The sequence below is a fragment of the Paenibacillus planticolens genome (genome assembly GCF_013141725.1).
GTDB lineage: Bacteria > Bacillota > Bacilli > Paenibacillales > NBRC-103111 > Paenibacillus_E > Paenibacillus_E planticolens.
Genome location: NZ_WHNZ01000042.1, coordinates 40687 through 63568, shown reverse-complemented (window position 1 = coordinate 63568; position 22882 = coordinate 40687). Strand labels below are relative to the sequence as shown.

At 46.9% G+C, this 22882-nt stretch carries 21 protein-coding genes; 5 read left to right on the top strand and 16 right to left on the bottom strand.

Going from position 1 to position 22882, the window contains the following annotated elements:
• Nucleotides 1-25: 25 nt before the first annotated feature.
• The 5 genes from GC097_RS19520 to GC097_RS19500 form a co-directional block, all read right to left on the bottom strand.
• Entirely contained in the window at nt 26-679 is a 654-nt protein-coding gene (locus GC097_RS19520) for a cupin domain-containing protein (RefSeq protein WP_376768408.1), read from the bottom strand.
• Between the two features lie 52 nt (nt 680-731).
• Nucleotides 732-1151, bottom strand: coding sequence for a GTP pyrophosphokinase (locus GC097_RS19515; protein ID WP_171684980.1), 420 nt, complete (start codon nt 1149-1151; stop codon nt 732-734).
• Between the two features lie 236 nt (nt 1152-1387).
• Nucleotides 1388-2389, bottom strand: a complete 1002-nt coding sequence (locus GC097_RS19510) for a phosphotransferase enzyme family protein (protein ID WP_171684979.1) — start codon at nt 2387-2389, stop codon at nt 1388-1390.
• A gap of 9 nt (nt 2390-2398) precedes the next feature.
• Nucleotides 2399-3517, bottom strand: coding sequence for a serine hydrolase domain-containing protein (locus GC097_RS19505; RefSeq protein WP_171684978.1), 1119 nt, complete (start codon nt 3515-3517; stop codon nt 2399-2401).
• A gap of 141 nt (nt 3518-3658) precedes the next feature.
• Nucleotides 3659-4153 (bottom strand): DinB family protein, encoded by a 495-nt coding sequence (locus GC097_RS19500; protein ID WP_171684977.1) that lies wholly within the window; start codon nt 4151-4153, stop codon nt 3659-3661.
• Nucleotides 4154-4307: 154 nt separating this feature from the next.
• Between GC097_RS19500 and GC097_RS19495 the strand changes: the two genes are divergently transcribed.
• Nucleotides 4308-4877, top strand: coding sequence for a CGNR zinc finger domain-containing protein (locus GC097_RS19495; protein WP_171684976.1), 570 nt, complete (start codon nt 4308-4310; stop codon nt 4875-4877).
• 61 nt (nt 4878-4938) lie between these two features.
• On the opposite strand, the gene GC097_RS19490 is transcribed toward GC097_RS19495, so the two are convergent.
• From GC097_RS19490 to GC097_RS19475, 4 genes are all read right to left on the bottom strand, one after another.
• Nucleotides 4939-8631, bottom strand: a complete 3693-nt coding sequence (locus GC097_RS19490) for a LamG-like jellyroll fold domain-containing protein (protein ID WP_171684975.1) — start codon at nt 8629-8631, stop codon at nt 4939-4941.
• 332 nt (nt 8632-8963) lie between these two features.
• Complete coding sequence (locus GC097_RS19485) at nt 8964-10391, bottom strand: PAS domain-containing sensor histidine kinase (RefSeq protein WP_171684974.1); 1428 nt, start codon at nt 10389-10391, stop codon at nt 8964-8966.
• 513 nt (nt 10392-10904) lie between these two features.
• Complete coding sequence (locus GC097_RS19480; protein WP_246294349.1) at nt 10905-12470, bottom strand: methyl-accepting chemotaxis protein; 1566 nt, start codon at nt 12468-12470, stop codon at nt 10905-10907.
• 35 nt (nt 12471-12505) lie between these two features.
• Nucleotides 12506-13108 (bottom strand): HD-GYP domain-containing protein, encoded by a 603-nt coding sequence (locus GC097_RS19475; protein ID WP_171684973.1) that lies wholly within the window; start codon nt 13106-13108, stop codon nt 12506-12508.
• A gap of 98 nt (nt 13109-13206) precedes the next feature.
• On the opposite strand from GC097_RS19475, the gene GC097_RS19470 reads away from it, so the two are divergent.
• Complete coding sequence (locus GC097_RS19470) at nt 13207-14169, top strand: tyrosine-type recombinase/integrase (protein WP_246294348.1); 963 nt, start codon at nt 13207-13209, stop codon at nt 14167-14169.
• A 387-nt stretch (nt 14170-14556) separates the two neighbouring features.
• A complete protein-coding gene (locus tag GC097_RS19465; protein WP_171684971.1) occupies nt 14557-14808 on the top strand; it encodes a hypothetical protein in 252 nt (83 codons plus the stop codon).
• Nucleotides 14809-14900: 92 nt separating this feature from the next.
• On the opposite strand, the gene GC097_RS19460 is transcribed toward GC097_RS19465, so the two are convergent.
• From GC097_RS19460 to GC097_RS19445, 4 genes are all read right to left on the bottom strand, one after another.
• The gene (locus GC097_RS19460) at nt 14901-16076 is read right to left on the bottom strand and encodes an alanyl-tRNA editing protein (protein WP_171684970.1); all 1176 of its coding nucleotides are present in this window, start codon (nt 16074-16076) and stop codon (nt 14901-14903) included.
• A gap of 29 nt (nt 16077-16105) precedes the next feature.
• Nucleotides 16106-16522, bottom strand: a complete 417-nt coding sequence (locus tag GC097_RS19455; protein WP_171684969.1) for a GNAT family N-acetyltransferase — start codon at nt 16520-16522, stop codon at nt 16106-16108.
• Nucleotides 16523-16526: 4 nt separating this feature from the next.
• Nucleotides 16527-16922 (bottom strand): ribosomal maturation YjgA family protein, encoded by a 396-nt coding sequence (locus tag GC097_RS19450; RefSeq protein ID WP_171684968.1) that lies wholly within the window; start codon nt 16920-16922, stop codon nt 16527-16529.
• Between the two features lie 289 nt (nt 16923-17211).
• Nucleotides 17212-17439 (bottom strand): hypothetical protein, encoded by a 228-nt coding sequence (locus tag GC097_RS19445; RefSeq protein WP_171684967.1) that lies wholly within the window; start codon nt 17437-17439, stop codon nt 17212-17214.
• Between the two features lie 117 nt (nt 17440-17556).
• Between GC097_RS19445 and GC097_RS19440 the strand changes: the two genes are divergently transcribed.
• On the top strand, nt 17557-17721 hold the full coding sequence (locus tag GC097_RS19440) for a hypothetical protein (RefSeq protein ID WP_171684966.1): 165 nt from the start codon (nt 17557-17559) through the stop codon (nt 17719-17721).
• Between the two features lie 72 nt (nt 17722-17793).
• Here the strand turns inward: GC097_RS19440 and GC097_RS19435 are convergent, their stop codons facing one another.
• Nucleotides 17794-18654: a helix-turn-helix transcriptional regulator gene (locus GC097_RS19435; protein ID WP_376768407.1), complete on the bottom strand. Its 861-nt coding sequence runs from the start codon at nt 18652-18654 to the stop codon at nt 17794-17796.
• A gap of 119 nt (nt 18655-18773) precedes the next feature.
• On the opposite strand from GC097_RS19435, the gene fabF reads away from it, so the two are divergent.
• Nucleotides 18774-20009 carry a beta-ketoacyl-ACP synthase II gene (gene fabF / locus GC097_RS19430; RefSeq protein ID WP_171684965.1) on the top strand — a complete coding sequence of 412 codons (1236 nt, stop codon included), beginning with the start codon at nt 18774-18776 and terminating at the stop codon, nt 20007-20009.
• Between the two features lie 74 nt (nt 20010-20083).
• Here fabF and GC097_RS19425 read toward each other — a convergent pair whose 3' ends face one another.
• Complete coding sequence (locus GC097_RS19425; RefSeq protein WP_312875703.1) at nt 20084-21169, bottom strand: PQQ-dependent sugar dehydrogenase; 1086 nt, start codon at nt 21167-21169, stop codon at nt 20084-20086.
• 531 nt (nt 21170-21700) lie between these two features.
• Nucleotides 21701-22876, bottom strand: a complete 1176-nt coding sequence (locus GC097_RS19420; protein WP_171684963.1) for a glycine C-acetyltransferase — start codon at nt 22874-22876, stop codon at nt 21701-21703.
• Between the last annotated feature and the right edge of the window lie 6 nt (nt 22877-22882).

Genomic DNA, 22882 nt, shown 5'->3' with positions numbered 1-22882 from the left:
CAGGGTGCTCTTCTTTTGGCTTTACTCAGTAATTCGGATGCCCGTAGTAATATTGTCCTTGCGGGTAATAATGATGCGCATTCACCTGCTGTTGTTGCTGCTGTTGTGTCGATTTCTGCAAGCACTCATCCGTCGGCCCGATAACGATGGTCTCGTTATGGAGAGGTTCCAGCGCTTTCCTCAACAGAGCAGGGTCTAAGCAATACGTGTGTGCAAGTACTTCAATCGGCGTTTTGGTCAGAAGGTCGGACCCGAAAATATACTCCGGATAAGGAGCATCAAAGATGGCGAGCAAATGCGTTTGATCCTCTAACGCTACTTCCCAATGCCACCAGCCTTGCGGGATATTCGCGACTTGGCCGGGTGTAATGGTAACCGTTGTAAGTTGATTCGTAAACGGGTTAATGAGAGAGACCATGGCTGAACCCGCTATGCAATACACCAGCTCAGACGCATTTTGATGATAGTGCGGTTCCACGACACGTCCCCTGCTCAAATAAATATCAAGCAGCGAAACGTTGCCTAGCGTATTTAAATTATCCCGTCCTAGCCGATTAATGAAATTCTCTGCGTTTCTGGTCTTTAAGCGGTTTGTGTTCAGATCAAAGAAATATTGAAGATCCGGTCTCTTGTACTCCACATAGGGGTCTGTCACCGTTTTCACTCCAATCGTTATCACATGTATGCAATCATACTATTCGATTGAAATGGATGCGTGACAAATGCCTATTTTAAAACTTTAACTCGGCAATGGCTTTTTTATATGTATCGATTCTCGCATAGTCAGCATCAGTAGGCTGCGGAATTCGGCTTAAATCGCAATTATCCTCGAGATCCAGGAGCTTTACTTTCGATGCAAGCGGATTAACTTTGATTCGCTTGATAAATCCTTCATACGTTTCATCCGCTCTCCTTGTCAAACAATCCAGAGCTTCAATGACGTTCAAGCTGAACCCTTCATTTTTCAAGTCAAACAACGTCACATTGGAATCCTCTACGACATCGTGCAAAACGGCTACAATGGACTCCTCCGTCGTTTTCGCTCTGCTCGCTAACCGGATCGGATGTAGAATGTATGGGTTTCCACCCTTATCGGTTTGACCGTCATGCGCTTTAGCTGCAAGCAAAATTGCTCTAGTTAGCGTACTCATTTCTTTCTGCACCTTCATTCCGTAAGATATGACTCAGATGAATGCCCCGCCTGAATAAGGGAATTCCATTCCCTTATTTCAAGGAAAAGTGATAATTCGTGGGTTTGAGGGAACTGCAGGGACTTATTTCACCTCTATTGTCCAAATAGGTGTCCAGAGTGGTGAAATAGCGGACCATAGTTCCCTCTCATCACTCAAAAAGGCTGTTTTTGGAAAAATAGCGCCCTGAAGTTCCCTTACTCCACCAAGTAATACACGAGCATCTGTTGTACTTCTATACGATGCTTGTTCAACCATTCATTTCTGGTTATGAACTGCTTGAGAATGTAGTTGAAGTTTTGTTCAATGTCTACGCCTGCATTATGCTGACCGACATAAATATGCAGGACAGCAAGATGATACACTTGAGTCAGATTCTGCAATTGTTCTAATTCTAGAAGGGTGTGTTTCCGGTAAACGGAATAGCTCTTAACAAAAGCTTCCGCCATTTCCATAGAACCATCCGTCATTTGAAGAATATGATTCAGGCAAATCGTAAACTCCATAAAGCTGGTGTCGAGGGATAGGAAGTCAAAATCCAGAACTCCGCAAATCCGATTGTTTTGGGACAACAAATTGAAGATTAATAAATCATGATGTACAAGCTGAACGGGCAGCTCTTTCAATTTGCAAGCGTTCATATCGATCGATACGACCATTTCGTGATAAAAATCCAAACTCGATTCAGGGATGTGAAACGAAGGATTTTCCATAAAAGCTGCTATTGCCTGGCGATTAGCTAAAGGGTGAAGCCTGTACATATCCGAAAATGATATTCCGCTATAATTGAGCTGATTTATGTCGCATTGACGAAGTGCGTGCGTGATTTCGCCGGCAACACGTCCAATTTCGGCTGCATCCTCTATGTTTGAAATGTGATGAATACTTCCATCTAGATAGGATACAACAGCACCTAACGACCCGTCAGATAATCGTACAAACCTATCTCCTGTTCGTGTTGGAATGAAAACAGGTACTTGAAAGGAAAGAGAGCCTTGACTTAAAAATGTTGTAATCTTTGATTCCAATTCGATGCTTTCTATATGTTTGGTATGAAGATTGTAAATCCGGAGGATATAGTTCTCACCATTTATTTTTACTATTCTAGTTACATTGGTCAGTCCAAATGGCACAGTTTCGATTTCATAGATCGGTTGCTGAAAATAATTGCTTAGCAGCTCCTCGAATTGATCTTGCATAATTTCCCCCTAACATTCAATGGATGCGGCAACCGCATTATGAAAGCAATCCCGCAGCCGCACAACGGACTTCTCACGTCCAAAGTGCACCCGGTTGGTCAGCAGCACCGCAAAAACGCTTCTCTCCGGGTCCAGCCATACGCTAGTCCCCGTAAAGCCCGTGTGGCCATAGCTCTGTGGCGAAAACAAATCGCCGGAAGCGTCCCAAGCATCACCCTTCCGTACCCAACCTAGTCCGCGGTTTGCACTCGCCATACCTTCCGTATAATTGCGCGTCGCTGCCGCAATAGATGCGCTTGAAAGCACATGGCCGCCAGCGGCGAGCTGCCCGTTGCTAAGCCACATAGCCGCATATTTCGCCACATCTTCCGCCGTCGAGAATACTCCCGCATGACCGCTGACGCCGCCCATCGCCCACGCATTCTCATCGTGCACCTCGCCCCAGCGGTAGGCGCCGTTCATGAACTCGGTAGCTGCGATTCGCGGCTGCAACGCCGTAGCAGGGCGATAACCCGTATCGCGCATCCCAAGCGGATCGAATACATAACGGCGCGCCGCCTCATCAAGCGGCAAACGATACAGCAGCGCAGCCAATTCACCCAGAATAATATAATTGATATCACTGTACATATAGCCAGCGCCGCAAGGGTAGGTCAAGCTTTCTCCTAGTACGGCTGCCTTGATCTGCTCCGGCGTCCAACCATGTGAATGCAAATCTTTATAGTTCTTAAACCCGGAAGTGTGAGTCAGCAAATGCATCACCGTCACATCATCCTTCCCATTCGCCGAGAACTGGGGGAAATATCGGGAGATGTGATCCCTAAGCCGAAGCTCGCCGCGTTCGATGAGCTGTAAAATTAGCGGCAGTGTCGCCATCACTTTAGTCAAGGAGGCACAATCATAAATCGTATCTTCCGTCACCTGCAGCTTCGTTTGATCAGAAACAATGGAATATCCTGCCGCATAGGTTCCAACTATGGCATGATTCCGGCCAACGAGTGCCACGCCACCAGGAATATTGCCGGCTTTCACTTCATGATCCAGCAGCCGGAAAGCTAGCTGCAATTTACTTCCATTGATCCCCTTCTCTTCCGGAGAGGATTTGGGCAATTGATTTTCGGAATTCATAACGAAATGAAGCCTCCTTAGAATCGGGTATTTCTCTATTTCGAAATAAATGTTCTAATCCCTTTTTGTTACCGCTTTTTTCGCAAAAGAAAAAACCTGTGCCCTGGCCAACTTAATCGTTGAGCCGAGCACAGGTATTGGTTAGTCAAAAAAGCGACGGGATGGCCAAGATCCCTGCAGCTTGCGGATGAGCATGATTTGGCCCGTATGATAAGCGTCGTGCAGGATGAGACTGTTCACCCAGCTTCCAGAGGGGTGCATTCGATTCGGGTAAATATGCTCAAAATCGCTCTCTTCCCACCTCGCCATGCGTTCACGTATGCCTTGATGAACGGCTTGCAAGCGAGCCAGCGTTTCTTCCCAAGCTTCACTTGAGGAATCCTCTACAACAAACGTATCGTCGTTGGTCGAATCCGGATATTCGGTTTCTTGGCCAGTCATTCTATACAGCAAACGCTCTTTATAAAAAATCAAATGATGAACAGTTTCCCAAATCGTATTGACGTGCTCGCCGGCAGGCCGCCAGTTGGCTTGCTCAACAGTCAAGCCTTTGAGTGCGTCCGTAAGCGGCGGATACCAGTCTTCCTTCTCATAGCAGCTGTCCCAGCCGTGAAGCAATAGCTCGATTTTGTTCATTATACATCCTCCTACATTTGTTTGTGTAACCACCAAAACAACTTTAACAAGTTACAAAATTAATTTACCATGAAATGGTATGAGGGTCAAGTAACTAGCTAACTTTATTTTAAGGTGTTACACTAGCTGTAAAAAAAGAATGAGGATACGTACTATGCTCTGGGATGATTTTATAAATAGCTTGCATCATGATTGGAGAGGCGACGGTGCCATTGATGACCGGCTGGACAATCCTAAATGGCTGAACCAGTGGCTGCAAAACCATCATCTATCCGTAGAAGAGCCTCCTACTCCGCAGGAATTGCTTGCCTTGAAGGAATTAAGGACACTCTTGCATCGGATCGTGACACAGTTTACAGCAAATTCCTTGCCTGACGAAAAAGATATCGCAGCCCTCAATTCCCTTATGGCGCAAGGATCGGTTATTCGCCGACTGGCAAAGAATGAGGAAGGCTATCGCTTGGAGTGGTATGCTCAAGATCGGCGATGGCCGCAAATTGGAGCTGAAATCGCCTCTTCCATGGCACAAATGATCGCTTCAGGCGAGCCGTCACGGATTCGCATCTGCGATAATCCGAACTGCTTGTGGGTGTATGTCGATGAAACGCGCAATCGCTCCAAGAAATACTGCGACGACAAGATGTGCGGCAATCTAATGAAAGTGCGCCGTTTTCGCGCACGACAAAAAGCCGCTGCAGATGTGCCCACGCATGAGCACGAATGACAGCAGCAACTTGCAGAAGAGAGGGACGGCTCAATAGCCGTCCCTCTCTCATACTCCTTTATTACTCTAGAATCAGACTTGCGATTGCCGCAAGATCAAGTATATCAATTTTGTTGTCATGGTTGTAATCAGCCAGCTGATATTGACTCCAGTCCGAATCGGAAGCATTCTTGCCATAAGCTGCCGCTACGATAGCCAAGTCTCCAATGCTGATACGTCCGTCTCCGTTCAAGTCTCCAGGAATGCGGATGATCAGCTGTTCCTTAACCAACACATCATGCGAAGCTCCGATTACTTGCAATTCGCCACCCAAGCTATTCGCGATAACAACCTTATTCACGGACACTGTTGTATTCGTATCTTGGGTCATAGTCTTGGCAGTGAAGGAGAATTTCAAAACGTCTTCATTAGGATGGACGGCATGATCCGCTCCCTGGCTGGCAGCCAGAATTCGAACGCGGCCAGGCGCCTCTTCTTTTTTGGAAACGACTCCAAATCCAGGCTTCGCGGAAGTAATCGAAATCAGATCCAACTTTGCTGAATCATAATTGAGTGTCAGATCCTGCGCATAAATGTTCTGATACGTACTATCCGTTACATTTCTGAGCCCGTAAGTTACTTCAAAGGATTGACCTGCTAGTACGGTATTGACTCCGCTCAGGTCTGAGGTTGGAACCGATGGATTGACGGGAGTATCCACGTCCTCGCCGGTAAAATCAATTTCGCTCATAGAAGTAAATGTTTTCGATGTATCTGTATTGTAGGTTCCTGTCACTACAAATTTCACATAACGGCCTTGCACGGTCTTGTCTAGAGAAACATAGTCCTTATATAGCGTCCCTGTCCAAGTCTTGCCGAATGTGCCTGAAGCCTTATTCGCCGAATCGCTCAAGTAGGAAGAATCGCTTAAGTCAGCCAGTTGATCAGAAGCGTATAATTCGAATGTCTTAGGGAATTCCATCGCGGTTTGACTGAGCCGGCTCTTTCTTTGAATGCCGTTAAGCTTATAGGTTGTTGCCATGTCAATAATGACCGTATGTGGAAAAGGAGCAGCGGGAGCTTCCCATTTGGAATGCCAAATCGTCGTATCCTGTCCGTCCAAAATGTTGCTTGCAAATGCGCTCTCATTGTCCGCATAAGAGCTGAAGGAGTTAATCGTGAACGCCGTTTTCGGAATGAACGCGTAGACAACGTTGTCCTTGGAGTTTTGCAAGGCCCACATCAAATCAAGATAGGCTTGATCGATTGACGGCGCATCGCTGCTTGCTGTCAAAGCTTTTGCAGCAGAGAGCCTGGCATCTAATTCATTTTTCGCTTGCACTGGAACAGACATTCCCGTCGTTGCCGCAACTTTCGCCACAAATTGTTCTGCCTCATGGACTTTAGCTGACAACTGATCGAATGTGTACAAAGTTGACGACACGTATGAATCAGACAGTGCCTTGGCTTCTGTAGGGGTTAAGGCACGCTTCCATATTTTTAAATCGTCCATCGTAACGGTTGCTCCGCCATAGCCTTTATTGCCGTCTGCGCCGATAATAATGTGATAAGGAGTGTCCATGCTGGAGCTGCCTAGAACGGATATGTCCTTTGTTGCTTTCTGGGCGCCGTCCACATAAGTTGTGGCTGTCTTGGCAGCCCTGTCGACCGCTATTGTGAAGAGGTGCCACTCTGTTCCCACACCGGTAGCGGAGTAATCAATGCGGTTCGTGCCGTCCGCCATATTAAGCGTCATATTGTTCGCAGTCGCAGGGCCGATATACCAACCGGCATTCTTGCCTGAAGCCCAGTTTTTATTGGAAATGACCGTCTGATCCCCTGCCAAATTACCCGTATGCCAGAACGACACGGTAAAGCTGCCGTTGCCGAAATTGAAGTCGGGTCTGTTGCCCAGATCGATATAATTGCCATTGCCGGCCGCAATGCTTGCGGCTTTCCCGGATTTGCCTTCGACGAAGGAGACATTCCCGATACTGGAGGCCAGACCTGTTACCCCTGAGGCGTTGTCAACCAGATTATCGTCAAACCTCATGTCGGTCACGAGCTGATTCCACATCGTACTGGGGTCGATCGGCGTCAATTCCGGCGCCGTGCCGTCGGTCTTAAATAATGTCTGTAAAGCTGAACTTTTGTTTCCGTAGGCATCCACGGCCGTAACGGTCACGACGTAGGAGGTTGCCGGATTGAGTCCTGCCATAGGAATATTCATTTTGTTCGGAATCGGCGAAAAATAGTAATCTGACAACACGCTGTATGATTTGGCGATTTCGCCTGTTCGCTTGTTCATCACTTTGATCTCGTAATGATGCATGGACTGATCGTCCTTGGCTTGCCTGAACGAGAGGACCGGCACGTTATTCGCTCCCGGTTGCATCTGGATTTCGGGATTCGCAGGAAATTGAGGCGCCGTTTTGTTACGGTTGCCTGTTGTATACGTAAAGATGTTTTTAATTTCATCATTCGAATTTCCTTGCAGCTTTACAACCCATTTTTTGCCCGCTAATGCGCCAGCGCTCGTGTACGGTGGCCCGGCACCGGCTCCTTGCCATTTTCCTCCTATATAAATGGAGCCTTGATCGCCGTTATACTCTACTCGCTCAATCTCTACGCGATCCTTATAGACCTCAATGAACTGAGATTGGCTAACAGGAAATTCGAACCGTCCGTCCACTAAGCCTTCTTCTGTTACGGCTGAATTTCCGTGCTCTGTCTCAATGTACGACATGGACCCTAGATTGACCGAAGTAAAGTCTTTCTGATAAATGGACCTGTCATCGTTAATATTCAGATGCGAGTGGCCGGATAGAACAATAACTTGCGGATAATCCTTCAGATCCGTGTACAGATTTAGATTAGAGGATTGCTGACCGTCCATAACCGTATTTGCAACTGGATGATGCAACGTGACGAAGATCGGCTTGTTAAGATTCGCCGGATCGGCTGTCAGCGCTGCGAGCCGGCCCTTCAGCCAATTTCTTTGTCCTGTATCGCTGTTATAATTGTTTCCATTCAAAAAGAAAAATGAATAGTCTCCGATCGTCTTCTCGTAATAGCCGTTCAACTGGCTCGTAAACCAATCGGCAGGATAATACTTTTTCACTTCAGCAACGCTGGCGTCATGGTTGCCGATGGCAATCTGTACAGGCATGTCCGACCATCCTTTTCTTGCCATTTGTTCCTCGAAAACGCTGCGAACAAAAGTATGATGCGGCCCTTTCCCATCTCCGTTGTCATTGATGAGGTCGCCAGCGATAAGGATGGCATCCGGTTTGGGGAAGATGGAGGAAATCACATCGAAATTGCTCGCATACCTTGCGCGAGTTTTCGCATCATCTTCATCTGTGCCTGGACCTATATGAATATCCGACATAGCTGCGAATTTCAGTAGCGGCTTTTCGGTTGTCTTGATGATATAGCCGTATGTAGCTGGTTTACTCCAAACACCGTCTTTCGAGGCGATAACCGAGATGTTCGTTGAATCCGTGAGGACGATTGGCGTTCCGTTGTAGGCAAGGCTGGTTTCGTCAGGCATGGTGCCATCCAGAGTATAGTAGATGACAGCACCTGTAGTTACGCTGCTAAGCGAAACACGGACGGATTGTTCATAACGGCCGGCAGGTACAGAAGCGATGGGTATGCCGACCGCCTCTGCGGCAATAGCGACCGGGGCATAACCCGCTCCAGCAGCATACACAACTGAACAGGCGATGGTGCATGCCATCACTGCGGATATGAATTTCTTGGCATTTAACAAAATAAATCCTCCTTTAAAAGTGAATTTTGATTTGTTGCTTGAAACTCTCGGCTAATCCGGACTGGCAATGAGTTATCGTGCACGAATCAGAATCACTCGATATCGGCATCCCCCCTCACAATAAAACAACTTAAAAACATTTTAACAATCAATTAATTGTTGTTTTATTGAGTATTTTATTGTATTTTATTGTTGTTTTGTTTGTGCGATATCAAATACATCTGTTGATTTTGTAAATTGCTCCACGGCAGATCAACCGGTGAAACAAAAACAGGACCGCCCCCTAGTAGTCAACCTACTAAAGAGCAGTCCTTCCATTTTCCTTATTCCAGTTAACTTCCGCTGTCAACCGGCAAATGCAGTTCAACCGTTGTTCCCTGATCAATGACGCTTTTGATTTCCAGGCTTCCTCTGTGCGCTTCTACAATTTTGTGACATACCATTAAGCCAAGACCGGTCCCTTTTTCTTTCGTTGTATAGAAGGGTTCTCCTAATATCGCTATTCGCTCTTCCGAGATTCCACAGCCCTCGTCAGTGAAACGAATTTTGACTTGATTTTCGTCCGTTTCCAATGCAATAACGACATTTCCTCCGTCTGGCATCGCTTCTATGGCATTTTTAAGAATATTAATAAACACCTGTTTTAATTGATTTTCTTCGCATTTTATCAAAGGAATCTCGGAGCCAATTTCCGTATGAATTTGTACACTATTCAGGATGGCTTGTGTGTCAAGCAGCGAGATGACATCATCAACGATTTTTCTGACATCCTTCATCTCATACTTCACAACTTGCGGTTTGGCAATCACCATAAACTCGCTCACAATATCATTTATGCGATCTAACTCTGATAACATAATATCAAAATAGTGTTGATAATTGTCAATCTTAGACTGTAAAAGCTGCACAAAGCCTCTGAGAGAAGTCAACGGATTACGAATCTCATGGGCAACGCCTGCCGCCAGCTGGCCTACAATCGAAAGCTTCTCCGATTTAAGCAGCATTTCTTCCGTTCGTTTGCGTTCCGTGATGTCTTTCGCAATGCCGTAAACGCCATCAATTTTTTCGTTAATAATAATCGGAACCATTTTTAAATTTAAATCCATGCTTTTCCCTGTTTTGCTTCTAAGTGTAAGTTCCGTGTCATTCGCCTCACCCACAACCGCTTTAGCGAATTGGCGCCATGCTTTCTCTTGATCGTCTTCAAGAAGGAAGGGAATAAAAGCCTGCTGTTGAAACTCTTCTCTTCCATACCCGGTAATTTTCTCAGTAGCTGGATTAACCGTCAGTACATTTCCTTCTATGTCTAAGGTAAAAATAGCATCCGGGTTATGCTCGACAAGCGACTTATAGCTCTGTTCCCTCTCCTCCAGCAAACATTGGGCACGTTTACGCTCGGTAATATCGCGGCATAAGAGCTGCACGGCAGGCTCCCCCAGAAAGACAATCGGTACTTCTCTCACTTCAACATCGATAATACGCCGGTCTATACGCAGAAATTTCTGGTCCATCGGTTCCGTAGGCTGCTTATCCACCGTAATTTGCCTCATTCGCACCTGCGAAATGTTCACAAAGTCAGGATGAACGAAATTCATAACAGGCTGTCCGATAAGCGCCTCAGGACAATTCGCGCCAAGCATTCTTGCGCCGGCAGGGTTCATGAAGACGATGTTCCCATCGCTGTGAACAATGATTGGCTCTGGCGAATGTTCGACTAATATACGATAACGTTCCTCGCTCTCAATAAGCTCCTTTTTCAATCGGCTTAAACAAAAATAAAGGATAAACGCTGTTATGACCACATAAAAAAGTCCCTTTGATGAATTTAGGGTAAGAGCTTCAGAAACGTTTAGAGCAGCGATTAGTCTATCAGAAAAAATAACCCATAGACTGCCAGCTAACAGATAGATAATTGTCACTTTTAAAGAGCTTTTTATCCTTTTAGATTTTGCCATTTTTAACATATCGATCTACTCTTCCTTAGCCCTGTCATGATAGTGTGATGAATTGCTAGTTGATTATAACATTTATGAATGAAAATGCTTATTGGTTCTTTCTTCCAGCTGATCTTCATCCAACTTGACTCTTCTGCTTTCGGAAACCTGTGCGTTTCACAAGGATAAACGACTTCGTCGTCATTTTAGGACGATCGCGTTTGTCAAGGTAGATGCAAAGCAAAAGTATAAAACTTACACTTTCTTATCTACTAAAAAAATCCGACCTTATCCGCTAGGATTGCATAGCCAGATAAGATCGGATTTGTCGTATTATGCTTATATTTTGAACACATCGACAAGGCTGTTTAATTCCTCTGCAAGCACAGCCAACGATTGTGCCGCGGCGGCGGTTTCCTGGCTGCTGGCCGCCGTTTCCTCGGTAGCTGCTGATATCGTCTCGATTGCAATCAGCACCTCCGTTGTTTGAGCGGCCTGCTCTTCACTGGCGGCGGCGATTTCCGTCACCTTATAGGCGGATTCATTCACCATCGTGACAATCCGCTCGAACGATTCGCCCGTCTTTTGCGAGGAAGCGACCCCGGTATTAACAGCGGTTATGCTTAGTTTCGTATTTTGCTGCATGCCCTTAATAATTGCGGTAATTTGCTTGGTTGCTTCGCTGCTCCGTTCGGCCAGCTTGCGGACTTCAGCCGCCACGACGGCAAACCCTCTGCCCTGATCACCCGCTCTTGCTGCCTCGATGGCCGCATTTAATGCCAGCAAATTCGTCTGATCGGCAATATCGTCGATGACTTCAATAATTTCCCCGATTGTATTGGAGTCCTGCTCCAGCCTCGACATCTGCTCATTGGCCTGCAGCATGCCTTCAATCGAAGCGCCAAGCACCTTGCTTCCTTCCTGGGCGAGAGACATCGTTTTATTCGATAATTCCGCTGCCTGCTCCGCGCCTCTGGCAACGGAATTGATAGCGAAAGACAGCTCCTTGAACAGCTCGTTCATCGTTTGAGCGGAATTCGCCTGATTGGAGCTTCCGCTGGCAATCTCTTCGGTACTCGCGGAAATTTGCTCAGAAGCGGAAGATAAGCTCTGCGCCGAACTTAAGACCGAGCCTATCATATGGCGTAAATTATCGGCCATCTTATTAAAAGCAGCGGCCATTTGTCCGATTTCGTCGCGGTTTTTGACGTTTAGTTGAACATCGGTCAAATCGCCGTTCGCAATTTTATCCGCAGCTCTGGCGACGGACATGATCGGTATAGAAATTTGACGGCTGATATAGAATGCAACTACGCTGCCGGCTCCGATCGCGCAAATGCCGATGATCAGCAGCCAGCTTAATGTGGATGCTAATTGCTTCGAGTTATCGCTACTTCCCTGATCCAGCAAATTTTGCTGCGTTTCAATCAGACTTTCGCCCGTCTGCACCATCTTTTCAACCAATGGCGCTGCCTGCGTTTCGGCGATTTTAACTGCTTCTTCCGTATTCCCCTGCTGCTTCAGCCGCATCGCTTGGCCTGCCGTCTGGTTATATTGCATTTCGAGCTGGTCCATTTGATTAATGGAATCGCGGCCCTGCGCCGTATCCACCATTTTATTGTATATTCCGCTGACTTGCTTGTACTTTGCTTTGGCGGTTTCCAGCTTTGCCGTATATTTCTCATCGGCGGTCAGCAGGTAACTTCGTATACTTACCTGCTCTTCTTTAACGGCAAGAAGCAAATCCTTAGCCATGCTTACTTTTTTGGCACGGTTATCAATTAAATCGCTATAAGAGTCATCTACATCTTTCATTTGGGTGTAGCTAATCGTGACGATACCAACAAGCAATATGAGTACGATAAAAAATCCGCCGTACAGTTTTTGAGAGACTGATAATTTCATTCCCAACACGCGCCCCTTATGAAGTAACCGATATTTTAGTAATATTTAAGAGCTGAGTTTGATATTTTCAAGCATTCATCTGGAAGACTAAGCACAGCATTGACGACATATGTGTCAAACTGTTCGCCGGATTGCAGGAGCAGCTCCCGCTTCGCTTCGTAAAGCTGCATCCCTTTACGGTAAGGCCGATCGGAAAGCATGCAGTCCAGAGAGTCGATGACGGAACAAAAGCGGGCTAGCTCCGGGATCGCATCGCCCTGCATGCCATACGGGTAACCTTCTCCATTCCAACGCTCATGATGATAAGCTGCCGTGTTAACGATTTCGAGATCCATTGCTCCATCGGACCGCAGCATTTGTGCGCCTTGGACCGTATGCAGCTTCATCATTTCCCATTCGTCATCGTTCAAGCTGCCCGGTTTATTTAGAATCTCGTCCGGGACATATAATTTACCGATATCGTGCAGATAACAGCCGCTGACCAGCCTCGACTGCTCCAGTTCGCTAAACTGGAGATGATCCGCTAAATAAATAGCGATCTGGCCCACTCTTAAGCTGTGCTCGTAAGTTAGCACATCTTTACTTTTAAGAACGGTCAGATGTTTGCAAACAGCTTCGTTCGGCTGAACACAATTCATTTCCAACATACGGTTCGCTACCCCTCATTTCCCTGAAATTTTGTGTTAATATGAAGTTCGTACAATTTGCGTTGTGCGACCAATTCGAGGAGGTAAAAATGAGCACACAGATCGTACAGACCACACTTGCCGCTTCAACCGAAAACAACAATTACTCAGACGACCAGATCCTTGCCATGTTCCTTTCCGCGTATCATCGATCCGAATTCACCATTCGAAATTATAAAAATGCGGTTAACAAGTTCCGCTCGTTTATCGGTAACAAGACGCTTAGAGAAGTAACATGGAGGGAAATTGAAGCATACAAATTGGGTTTGATGCAAGGTCTGTTCAGCAAGAACAATCAGTCTCAGGCACCGGCCACGGTTGCCATCCATATAGCACCCATCCGTTCGTTATACAAATGGGGAAGCGATCCCAACATTGGGATTTTCGCCATGAATCCGACAAGTTCCGTTCGTACGCCTAAGGTAACGATAACGAGTAAAAATCATTATTTAACGACCAGCGAGCTCATTTTGCTTATTGAACAGTTGAAGCAGCAGGGCATGCGCGATTATTTAATCGGACTGACGCTTGCGCTGCTTGGTTTGAGGGTATCGGAATTAATAGCGATGAAATGGGGGGATTTTCACACAGATCCCGCGGAAACGTCAATTTGGCTGACCGTATGCGGCAAAGGCGGAAAAGAACGTGAGGTTAAAGTGCCTCAGCTATTATGGAAGCTGCTTAACGAATATTCTTTTAAATTGCAAATATCGGATAAAGAACAAGAACTCAGAATGTTCCCCTTGTCTGTAAGAGCTGTCGAAAAAATTATTCAGAAGGCCAGAAAACATTGGAACGTAAACAAAAAAGTAACACCTCATTGGCTCAGACATACGAATGCTACACTGGCGCTACTTCGGGGTGCATCGTTACAGCAGGTTCAAGAGTCTCTAGGCCATACGCATATCAATACAACTCAAAGATACCTGCATACCGTTCAGCAAATCCAAAAAGCAGCCCCGGATTATGTCGAAGATTGTCTGAAAGAACATATATTAGGAATGCCAATCTAGCTGAAAAACGAAATATATTGTACTTATGGGTAATATTAACTATAATACAAGTGAAAATAAAGTAAGAAAACTATGAATTTCGTAGAAATATGTCGCACAACGCAAATTGTACGAATCTACTAGAGATTACCCCATTTACGAATATCGTGCAAACATTACTTAGCGATGAAGAAGTGGGATGAGGGATTTTTACAAACAACAAACAGGCAGCAGATCCATGATGGATCGACTGCCTGTTTCTTTTTACGAACGGATATTCAACGGATGTTTGGCAACCGCTTAGAAAGCTGAGGCGTCGTCCCAGGTCTGATGTAGGCACTTTACACGCACTAGTTCTATGGGACGAACATATACTAGATTAAGACTGATAGAAAGGAGGTATTCATGATGAAAAAGACGGACTCCTATCGCATTTGCAAAACGTACCTCAACCGCCAAGTAATGATTAAAACGACGCACGGGACTTACAAAGGGACCATTGTGAGAGTAGACAACAATAAAGTATATTTAAAACCGATAAGAAACGGAAAGCAGGCGCAAGTCTCTTTTCTGCCCTTTATTTTACCGCTCGTGCTGTTTGATCTCTTAGCTATTGCTTTAATAGATACAAGACCTTTTTTCCCTTTCCGACCGTGTTAGTTATTTAAATTGCCCCTCATCTTCAGGATGAGGGATTATTGCAATCAACAAACAGGCAGCAGATCCATGATGGATCAACTGCCTGTTTCTTTTTACGACCGGATATTCAACTGATGTTTAGCAAACGCATAGAAAGCTGAAGCGTCCTCCCAGGTCTGGAACCCTGCTTGGGCGATCTTATCGCTCCCTCCGCCTTTTCCTTGATAGACTCCCAAATTCGTTTTGAAGAATGCTCCGCAGGATAAAGAAGGTTCATTGTTCGCGAGTACAACTTTGTTTTCCTTATGAGTCGCAAGAAGCACAGGGAGATTACTTTGTGCCGTTAGTCTGCTTGCCAGGCTCTGAAGATCTTTCAAGGACTTGTCTTCGAACACGTGCGCAATCAGGTCATCTTCGCGATTGGACAACAATTCTTGTACAACATAAGCTTCGTTAGTCTCTTTCAATTCCGCCAGCTCGGCTTGAAGCTGTTTTTGCTCGAGCTCCCATTTCTCAATCCGGTCGATAATGCCATCTTTCCCCGTGTTAAATTTATGGGCCAAAGTGCCTAAAATTTTCTGATTATCGTTAAACTCTTCCAGCGCACGGTATCCGCATTTAAAATAGATCCGCGTATTCCCCTTCTGCTTTTCCGCTTTCAACAGCTTGATCATCCCAATTTCACCTGTCGACGAAACATGGGTGCCCCCGCATGCATTATACTCAATATCCTTGATTTCAACGATTCGAATGTTCTCCGTTACTTTGGGCTGCTTGATAAGCGGCAAGCGGGCCATCTCTTCTTCCGTAACGAAATAACTGGTGATGCTGTGGTTATTGTAGATTTGCTGATTCACTTCTTTCTCAATCGCAGCCAGTTGAATCGGGGATAGTTCCGGCGATTCAACGTCAATGGTGGCATAGTCCGTCCCCAAGTGAAAAGAGAGGGTCATAGCTTGATAGAGATCTCGGCATACCGCCGATAACAGATGCTGTCCGCTATGCTGCTGCATGTGATCGAACCTCCGATCCCATTCCACCTCGCAGGTTGCATTCCCCTCATCCGGTAAAATTGCCAGTTTATGCAGCACGGTGTCCCCTTCGCTACTAACATCCAGTACAGGAATGCCATTAATACGCCCGACATCACAAGGCTGCCCGCCTCCATGCGGATAGAAAGCCGTCTCCGCCAAAGTGACATAATACCCGTCTTCCCGATTCAAAATCCCACTGATCGTTGTTTGCCATTCCCTAATGTAAGCAGAGTTGTAGTATAGTTTGTTCGACATGAGCATTTCCCTTTCTGTCCCTGGCTTAATCAAGGTTCAGCCGTGAAAAAACGTTCCATCACGACATAATCTTTTCCGCCTTTTGTAAATTGCAATTCTGTTACTGTTAGGCCAAATTTTTCATAAAAGGAAACCTTGTTGCTTCTCGCATTGCAAAAAATGCGCTTCACCCCGGCTTGATAAGCCTCTTCAAGCATGTACCTCAACAGGCGGCTTCCATAGCCCTTGCCCTGATCGGATCGTCTTGTAGCAAATTTGCGAAACTGAGCGTCCTCTCCATCTATGAATAAAGAGACTACGGATATAAGCGTACCCTCGTCTACAAGGCCGTAATGCACGCCCTTCTCGTCATCCGCGAGCTGAACATAGGACAAATCCCGCTCTGGCCACATCACTTCATGCCGCAGTTGCCAGGCTTGCTCTTTCCTGACTTTCTCAATTTCCATACCATCATCTCCAAAACTGGGTTGTATTCATGCTGCGCTTAAAGCCATACTTGTCCACGCCATAAGCAATGGCGATCCCTATGACGTTTCGAAATAAATCAATCGTCAAAAAACCTCTTCCAAGAATCAGCGATCCAACGACTGTCCTTCTAATTTCCACTAACCATTGCGCTTGGTACAACTGACTAAATTCAATGCCAAAGCTAAAAATGATGCCCAAACATACTGCCCACACTAATTTTCTTTTCAACAAAATAAATCTAAAACCAAAATAAACCATGCTTGCCCAGAGGATATCCCCGGCATTATCGGAAATAACATCAGGGAGCTCACTTGAGTACCTTCTGGAGCTTAAACCTAAGACGATCGTAATGACAATGGCCGCAGCATATTTTAGCATGAATGACCTCTTCGTTCGAATTTGAACTTAATGTTACTTGGGCCATCTCCATTATGTCAATTTATGGTTCGCTGGTCTACATACAAAAGAACCCCCAGATCCACTAAATATGTGGAAAATGGAGGTTCTTCTGCTTGCTTGTTTGGCATGTAAACCAAGCAAATTAACGTGCTTTTCTTTTTCTGCGATGAAAAACGAACCAAGCGATTCCGATGATGCCCGCCAGAAGCACAGCACTAAAAAATAGAATGTAGCTCAAATGAAATAACCGAATGGGAATCCCTCCTGTTTAAACGCTCGCCCGCTCAGGAAAGCCGTGAGAAGCCATTGAAATTGTTCTCCAAGATTGTTCTCCACTCACGAAATCAAATTCGTTTACCGCTGAATCTTCATGCCGGTCGCAAGCGTGAAGTTCATACTCGGCATTTCCGATCCGAAATGTCGCTGCAGCATCGCAATACGAACAACTTGCTGAATTACCTTTTTCCATTTTCAACAACCACCCGCCGATTATCATGTCATTACTTTCCATAATGCCACTTTTTCAGCATTTCCATACCTCAGGCATGAAACTTGTCCTATGCACATAGGATGGAGTATAGAGTAAAGCGTTTCCAAAAAGGAGTTGATGTTCATGTTCGATCCAAGAGAATGGACCAAACAGCTGAAATCCATCCATGGCATTGTAAGAATCATTTACGTCAACGAACACACCGGATTAGCCAAGCTGCGCTGCACCTTCACCAAAGAACAGCAGAAAGCATTAGAACGTGAAGACAAGAAGGTGTCTCATTCATAAAATAGAGCTGTTTAGAGCTGTCCCATAAGTCATCGTTGATGACGGAGGGGCAGCTTTTTGTATATCTCCGTGCTAAATTTTGCTCATCAGCAGCTTTACCTTAGAATCGGTATCGGAACCGGGTGACGGTGTATACACGCTGCATCTTAAATCTGCTCTGCCTTGCACTTGCAAAGTAGTTAAATCAAAAAGCAGCTTCCCCACTTTCGCGTGCCGAAATTCAATGAACACTTCAGGCGCGCTGCTTACATCGCTCTGATTCCAAAAAGTTCGAAAATCCTGGTTTTCCACGCTAATCCGCTCAATAAACTCACTATACCAATTATCACCTACATACTGCCCGTAATAGGAGCGAAACATCGCCAAGAACCCCATGGCAAACTCCCGCCAGTTGACGGCCAATGCTTTTAATTCTTTTCTTGTAAAAAGCAGCCAAATTAAATTTCGCTCTTCAAGCGGAATCATGGCAAAATCCAAAAATATGGCCGCCGCGGCTTGGTTCCAGCCCACAATATTGCACCTGCGATCCGAAATGATGGTGGGACAAGCATAAAGCTCGTCCAGAATTCGAAGCAAAGCTGGGGACACTGTCGGGGTTTGGTCAATAATTGTCGTGGGTCCCGGCTGCTCCAGCGCCAGCATGAACAAATATTGCCGTTCGTCCTCGTTCAACTGCAGTGCAGTCGCGATACTATCCAGCACTTGGACTGACATTTTAATTTCTCTGCCCTGCTCTAACCAGGTATACCAAGTCGTGCTTACCCCGGCAATCGCCGCGACTTCTTCCCTGCGCAGTCCTGGCGTTCTTCTGCGGCTGCCGCCGAGAAGCCCTGCATCACTGGGTTTCAACTTTGCACGATGTACTTTTAAAAACTCGGAAAGTGCTTGCAGCCGTTCTTTCGTATTCAGTTTATTTCCTCCTAAACATGGCATCCTAGAAGTTATTATACCAGTATAAACTGTAACTTGTAATAGGATAACTATTGTGACATTCTAATGACAAAAGATGCTGAAGAAGTACTTTTGCAAGTTACATTTAGGAGGCGTTATACATGAAACGTGTCGTTGTCACAGGAATGGGCGTCATTACGCCCATCGGCAATGAGGTAGCTACTTTTTGGGGAAATCTCATTAGAGGTACATCCGGTATCTCCAAAATAACACATATGGATGTTACCGATTATAAAACCAGTATCGCTGGAGTGGTTCGCGACTTTGATGCGGAAGCGGCCGTTGGACGGCGCGATGTACGCCGCATGGATCGCTACACGCAATTTGCCGTAGCCGCTGCCAAGCAGGCGCTGGAGGATGCTGCGCTAGAAATCGACGCAACCAACGAAGAGCGAATCGGGGTCTATATCGGCTCCGGCATCGGAGGGATTCATACCATGCTGGACAACTACCGCACGCTGCTGAACCGCGGTCCCAGCCGCGTTAGTCCGACCGTCGTGCCCATGATGATCGCCAACATGGCGGCCGCGCAGGTCAGCATTTTGGTCGGAGCCAAAGGGCCTTCCCTCGCTCCGGTCACTGCCTGCGCCACGGGCAACAATGCCATTGGCGAGGCTTTTAAGCTGATCCAGCGCGGAGGCGCAGACGCCGTCATTGCCGGGGGCGCCGAAGCGACGGTCATCGACCTCGCGCTGGCGGGCTTCGGCAATGCCACGGCCTTGTCGACGCGGTGCGATGCGCCGGAGCAGGCGAGCCGCCCGTTCGACGCGCAGCGCGACGGTTTCGTCGCCGCCGAAGGTGCCGGCGTGCTCGTGTTGGAGTCGCTCGAGCATGCCGAGCGCCGGGGGGCCCGCATCCATGCCGAGCTTATCGGCTATGGCTCAACATCGGACGCCTACCACATCGTGGCGACCGATCCTGAAGGCTTGGGCGCATACCGAGCCATGCGCGAAGCGCTCGCCGACGCGGGACTTGCGGCGGAGGAGCTTGACACGATCAACGCGCATGCGACAAGCACCCCCGCCGGTGATCTGTCGGAGACGCTTGCCATCAAGCGTCTGCTCGGCAGCCGCGCGTATGACGTGCCGATCTCCGCAAACAAATCCATGCTCGGGCACATGCTTGGTGCAGCTGGCGGCGTAGAAGCTGTGGCGCTGATTAAGACTTTGCAAGACAACTTAATTCCGCCTACCATTAATTTAGAAAATCCAGATCCAGCTTGCGATCTCGACTATGTGCCTCTCGTGGCCAGAAAAGCGGATCTGCATTACGGCTTATCGAGTTCCTTCGGCTTCGGAGGCCACAATGCTGTACTCGTTTTCAAAAAATACGCCTGACCATAGCTGTGCAGGCGCAAACAAACCTAATCCTTCCAGCGGCAGCTGAGCGGATTAGGTTTTTTGTTTCCGACTTATTTAAGCATCAGCAGCCGGTCATCATGAGCTGATGGCTTGCCTCTGCCGTCCGTATTGTTCGTAACCACATATATATTGCCATTGTGAACCTTGACATCCCGGAGTCTTCCTTCGCCTTCCAGCTTTGCTGTTAAGAGATTTGTACCGGGATTGTACCTGTAAAGCTTCTCGCCTCGCAAAGTTGCGATCAGCAGTTGCCCTTCTGCATCCATAGTAATCCCCGAAGGAGCGATGGCGGTATCTCCGGTTTGATACAGCGGACTTATCATGCCGTCCTTTTTAGAGTTTCCTATTATGACCGGCCAACCGTAATTGCGGCCTTTTTCAATCATGTTTATCTCATCATGCCCGCCAGGGTTTCCAGAAGGTCCGTGTTCGGAGTTGAACATACGACCCTGCTTGTCCCACGCGATACCTTGCGAATTCCGATGACCGTAAGTATACACGTAGGACCCCGGGAACGGGTTGTCTTTGGGCACTTTGCCATCTAGGGTCATGCGCAATATTTTGCCAGCGATACTTTGCACATCTTGAGCAAGCTTGTCATTCCCGGCATCGCCGGTTGTGATGTATAACATTTGGTCGGGTCCGATCTCCAGCCGGCCCCCATTGTGGGTATAAGCGCCTGGAATCCCTTCGAGATAGGATTGAATCTCTTCCCATGCGCCGTTTTTCTCCTGCAGGAGAACGACTCGATTGAGAACCTTGCTGCCCTCTTCATAAGTATGGTAAGCATAGGCTTGTCGAGATTCGTGAAAACCCGGGGCGAGTTGAAGCCCTAGAAATCCGCCTTCTCCTTGATTTTTCAGCGGTTTATGGAGCCGCACCTTTTGACGCGTCACCGAGCCTTCCTTGATTTTGACAATATTGCCCTCACGCTCACTTACATAGATCGTATCCCCGTCAAACTGAATCGACCAAGGTGTATGCAGCTTGTCGGCAAGGATGGTGTAAGCTCTGGCTGCATTCGTTTGACTATCAACGGTTCCCGTCGTGTGAACTGAATGATTTTTCTCCGTGCAGGCTGTGCTCAACAGCGCAGATGCTATGAGAGCAATGCCGATTTTTATTGATTTGTTCACAAACATCCTCCCTTCTATTAAATGATTATATTATTCCGTCTTCCGTTTACCTCCGCTGCCATTTCTATCACAGTAATGCTGCTCTCTTCTCTTATTTTAGCAAATGATCCTATATATTTCTAAATAGTTAGCCCACTCCCCCTCTTCAGACAACCCTTTTCGTAGAGTCCTAGCTGCCCGTTGGGAGTGATTTCCCAATCAAGCCCGGGAGACTATTAATAATAAGGACAAGGAGTTAATGGGAACTATGTTCCTCTATTTATGTTGAAGGCCGCCCTAGCACTACTCAGAGGGAACTATGATCCGTTATTTTGCTGAAATAAGCCGTATTGCAGTTGTCCGAGGGCAAATAAGGCCCTGTAGTTCCGCTTGGAAACTGAAAACAGCGAATTCAGCTCATATAACGCCCTGTAGTTCCCCAAACGCTCGATTTCTCTGCTAATCACAAAGTAAAAAGCTGCCCCCCAAGTAGAATCAACTACTTGTGAGACAGCTCTCTGATTTTCACTGTTCTTTCTGTACTAGACTCACTTACACCAGTCCGAATTCCCTGCCAACCTTCTGCAGGCAGTTCAACGCAAAGGCCAGATCTTCCTTCGTATGCTGTGCCGTAACGATTAGACGTACGCGGCCTTTGTCCATCGCAACGGTTGGATAGACAATCCCTTGCGCGAATACGCCTTCTTCCAGCAAGCGATCGGAGAAACGCATCGTTTGCGCTGGATCGCCGATAATGATCGGGATGATTGGCGTTTCGCTGGCCCCCGTATCGAAGCCCAAACGCTGCAATTCACTCCGGAATCCATTAGCGTTGTCCCACAGCTTGGTTACTAGATCCGAACTCTCACGCAGCACCTGAATCGCAGCCAGACATGTTGCTGCCACGGCTGGTGTCTGCGATGTGCTGAACAAGAACGGTCTCGCTGTATGAATCAAATGCTCTTTCAGCAGCTGCGCACCCGCTACATAACCGCCAACAGCGCCAATGGCTTTGGACAATGTACCGATTTGAATATGAACGCGTCCATTAAGTCCGAAGTGGTCTGTTGAGCCTTTGCCGTTTTTGCCTAGAACGCCGCTCGCATGCGCATCATCGACATAAACGATGGCGTCGTACGCTTCTGCCAATTGAACAATGTCAGGAAGCGGCGCAATATCGCCGTCCATACTGAACACGCCATCGGTAACGACAACGCGTTTGCGATGCTTTTGCGTTTCTTTAAGAACCGCTTCCAGTTGATTCATGTCTTTGTGGGCAAAAATTTTGCGAGCCGCCTTCGTGAGACGTATCCCGTCAATAATGCTGGCATGGTTCAATTCATCGCTAATCACGACGTCATCTGCACCGAGAATCGAAGATAAAGCGCCTTGATTGGTCGTGAAACCGGATTGAAACACGAGCGCCGCTTCCGTGCCTTTAAAGGCCGCCAGCTCAAGCTCCAACTGATCGTGAATATCAAGCGTACCCGTAATGGTGCGTACCGATCCGCTGCCGACGCCATATTTCTCGATGGCCGCAATAGCCGCTTCCTTCAGCTTCGGATGATGAGTCAATCCCAAATAGTTATTGGAAGACATTTGGAGAATTTTTCTCCCGTTCAAATTCATCCAGGTATCCGATCCACTTTCCCATACCTTCATCGTACGGTAACGTCCATCCCGCTTCCAGCCTTCAATATCAGCCGCCAAATCGTTTAAGTAATTCATGTGCGC

Coding starts and splice junctions, on each gene's coding strand:
- GC097_RS19510 (WP_171684979.1), bottom strand. CDS start 2,389: ATGCAAGATCAATTCGAGGAGCTGCTAAGCAATTATTTTCAGCAACCG.
- GC097_RS19440 (WP_171684966.1), top strand. CDS start 17,557: ATGTTCGATCCAAGAGAATGGACCAAACAGCTGAAATCCATCCATGGC.
- GC097_RS19505 (WP_171684978.1), bottom strand. CDS start 3,517: ATGAATTCCGAAAATCAATTGCCCAAATCCTCTCCGGAAGAGAAGGGG.
- fabF (WP_171684965.1), top strand. CDS start 18,774: ATGAAACGTGTCGTTGTCACAGGAATGGGCGTCATTACGCCCATCGGC.
- GC097_RS19460 (WP_171684970.1), bottom strand. CDS start 16,076: ATGTCGAACAAACTATACTACAACTCTGCTTACATTAGGGAATGGCAA.
- GC097_RS19470 (WP_246294348.1), top strand. CDS start 13,207: ATGAGCACACAGATCGTACAGACCACACTTGCCGCTTCAACCGAAAAC.
- GC097_RS19515 (WP_171684980.1), bottom strand. CDS start 1,151: ATGAGTACGCTAACTAGAGCAATTTTGCTTGCAGCTAAAGCGCATGAC.
- GC097_RS19450 (WP_171684968.1), bottom strand. CDS start 16,922: ATGCTAAAATATGCTGCGGCCATTGTCATTACGATCGTCTTAGGTTTA.
- GC097_RS19480 (WP_246294349.1), bottom strand. CDS start 12,470: ATGAAATTATCAGTCTCTCAAAAACTGTACGGCGGATTTTTTATCGTA.
- GC097_RS19435 (WP_376768407.1), bottom strand. CDS start 18,654: ATGCCATGTTTAGGAGGAAATAAACTGAATACGAAAGAACGGCTGCAA.
- GC097_RS19465 (WP_171684971.1), top strand. CDS start 14,557: ATGAAAAAGACGGACTCCTATCGCATTTGCAAAACGTACCTCAACCGC.
- GC097_RS19475 (WP_171684973.1), bottom strand. CDS start 13,108: ATGAATTGTGTTCAGCCGAACGAAGCTGTTTGCAAACATCTGACCGTT.
- GC097_RS19500 (WP_171684977.1), bottom strand. CDS start 4,153: ATGAACAAAATCGAGCTATTGCTTCACGGCTGGGACAGCTGCTATGAG.
- GC097_RS19445 (WP_171684967.1), bottom strand. CDS start 17,439: ATGATAATCGGCGGGTGGTTGTTGAAAATGGAAAAAGGTAATTCAGCA.
- GC097_RS19495 (WP_171684976.1), top strand. CDS start 4,308: ATGCTCTGGGATGATTTTATAAATAGCTTGCATCATGATTGGAGAGGC.
- GC097_RS19455 (WP_171684969.1), bottom strand. CDS start 16,522: ATGGAAATTGAGAAAGTCAGGAAAGAGCAAGCCTGGCAACTGCGGCAT.
- GC097_RS19420 (WP_171684963.1), bottom strand. CDS start 22,876: ATGAATTACTTAAACGATTTGGCGGCTGATATTGAAGGCTGGAAGCGG.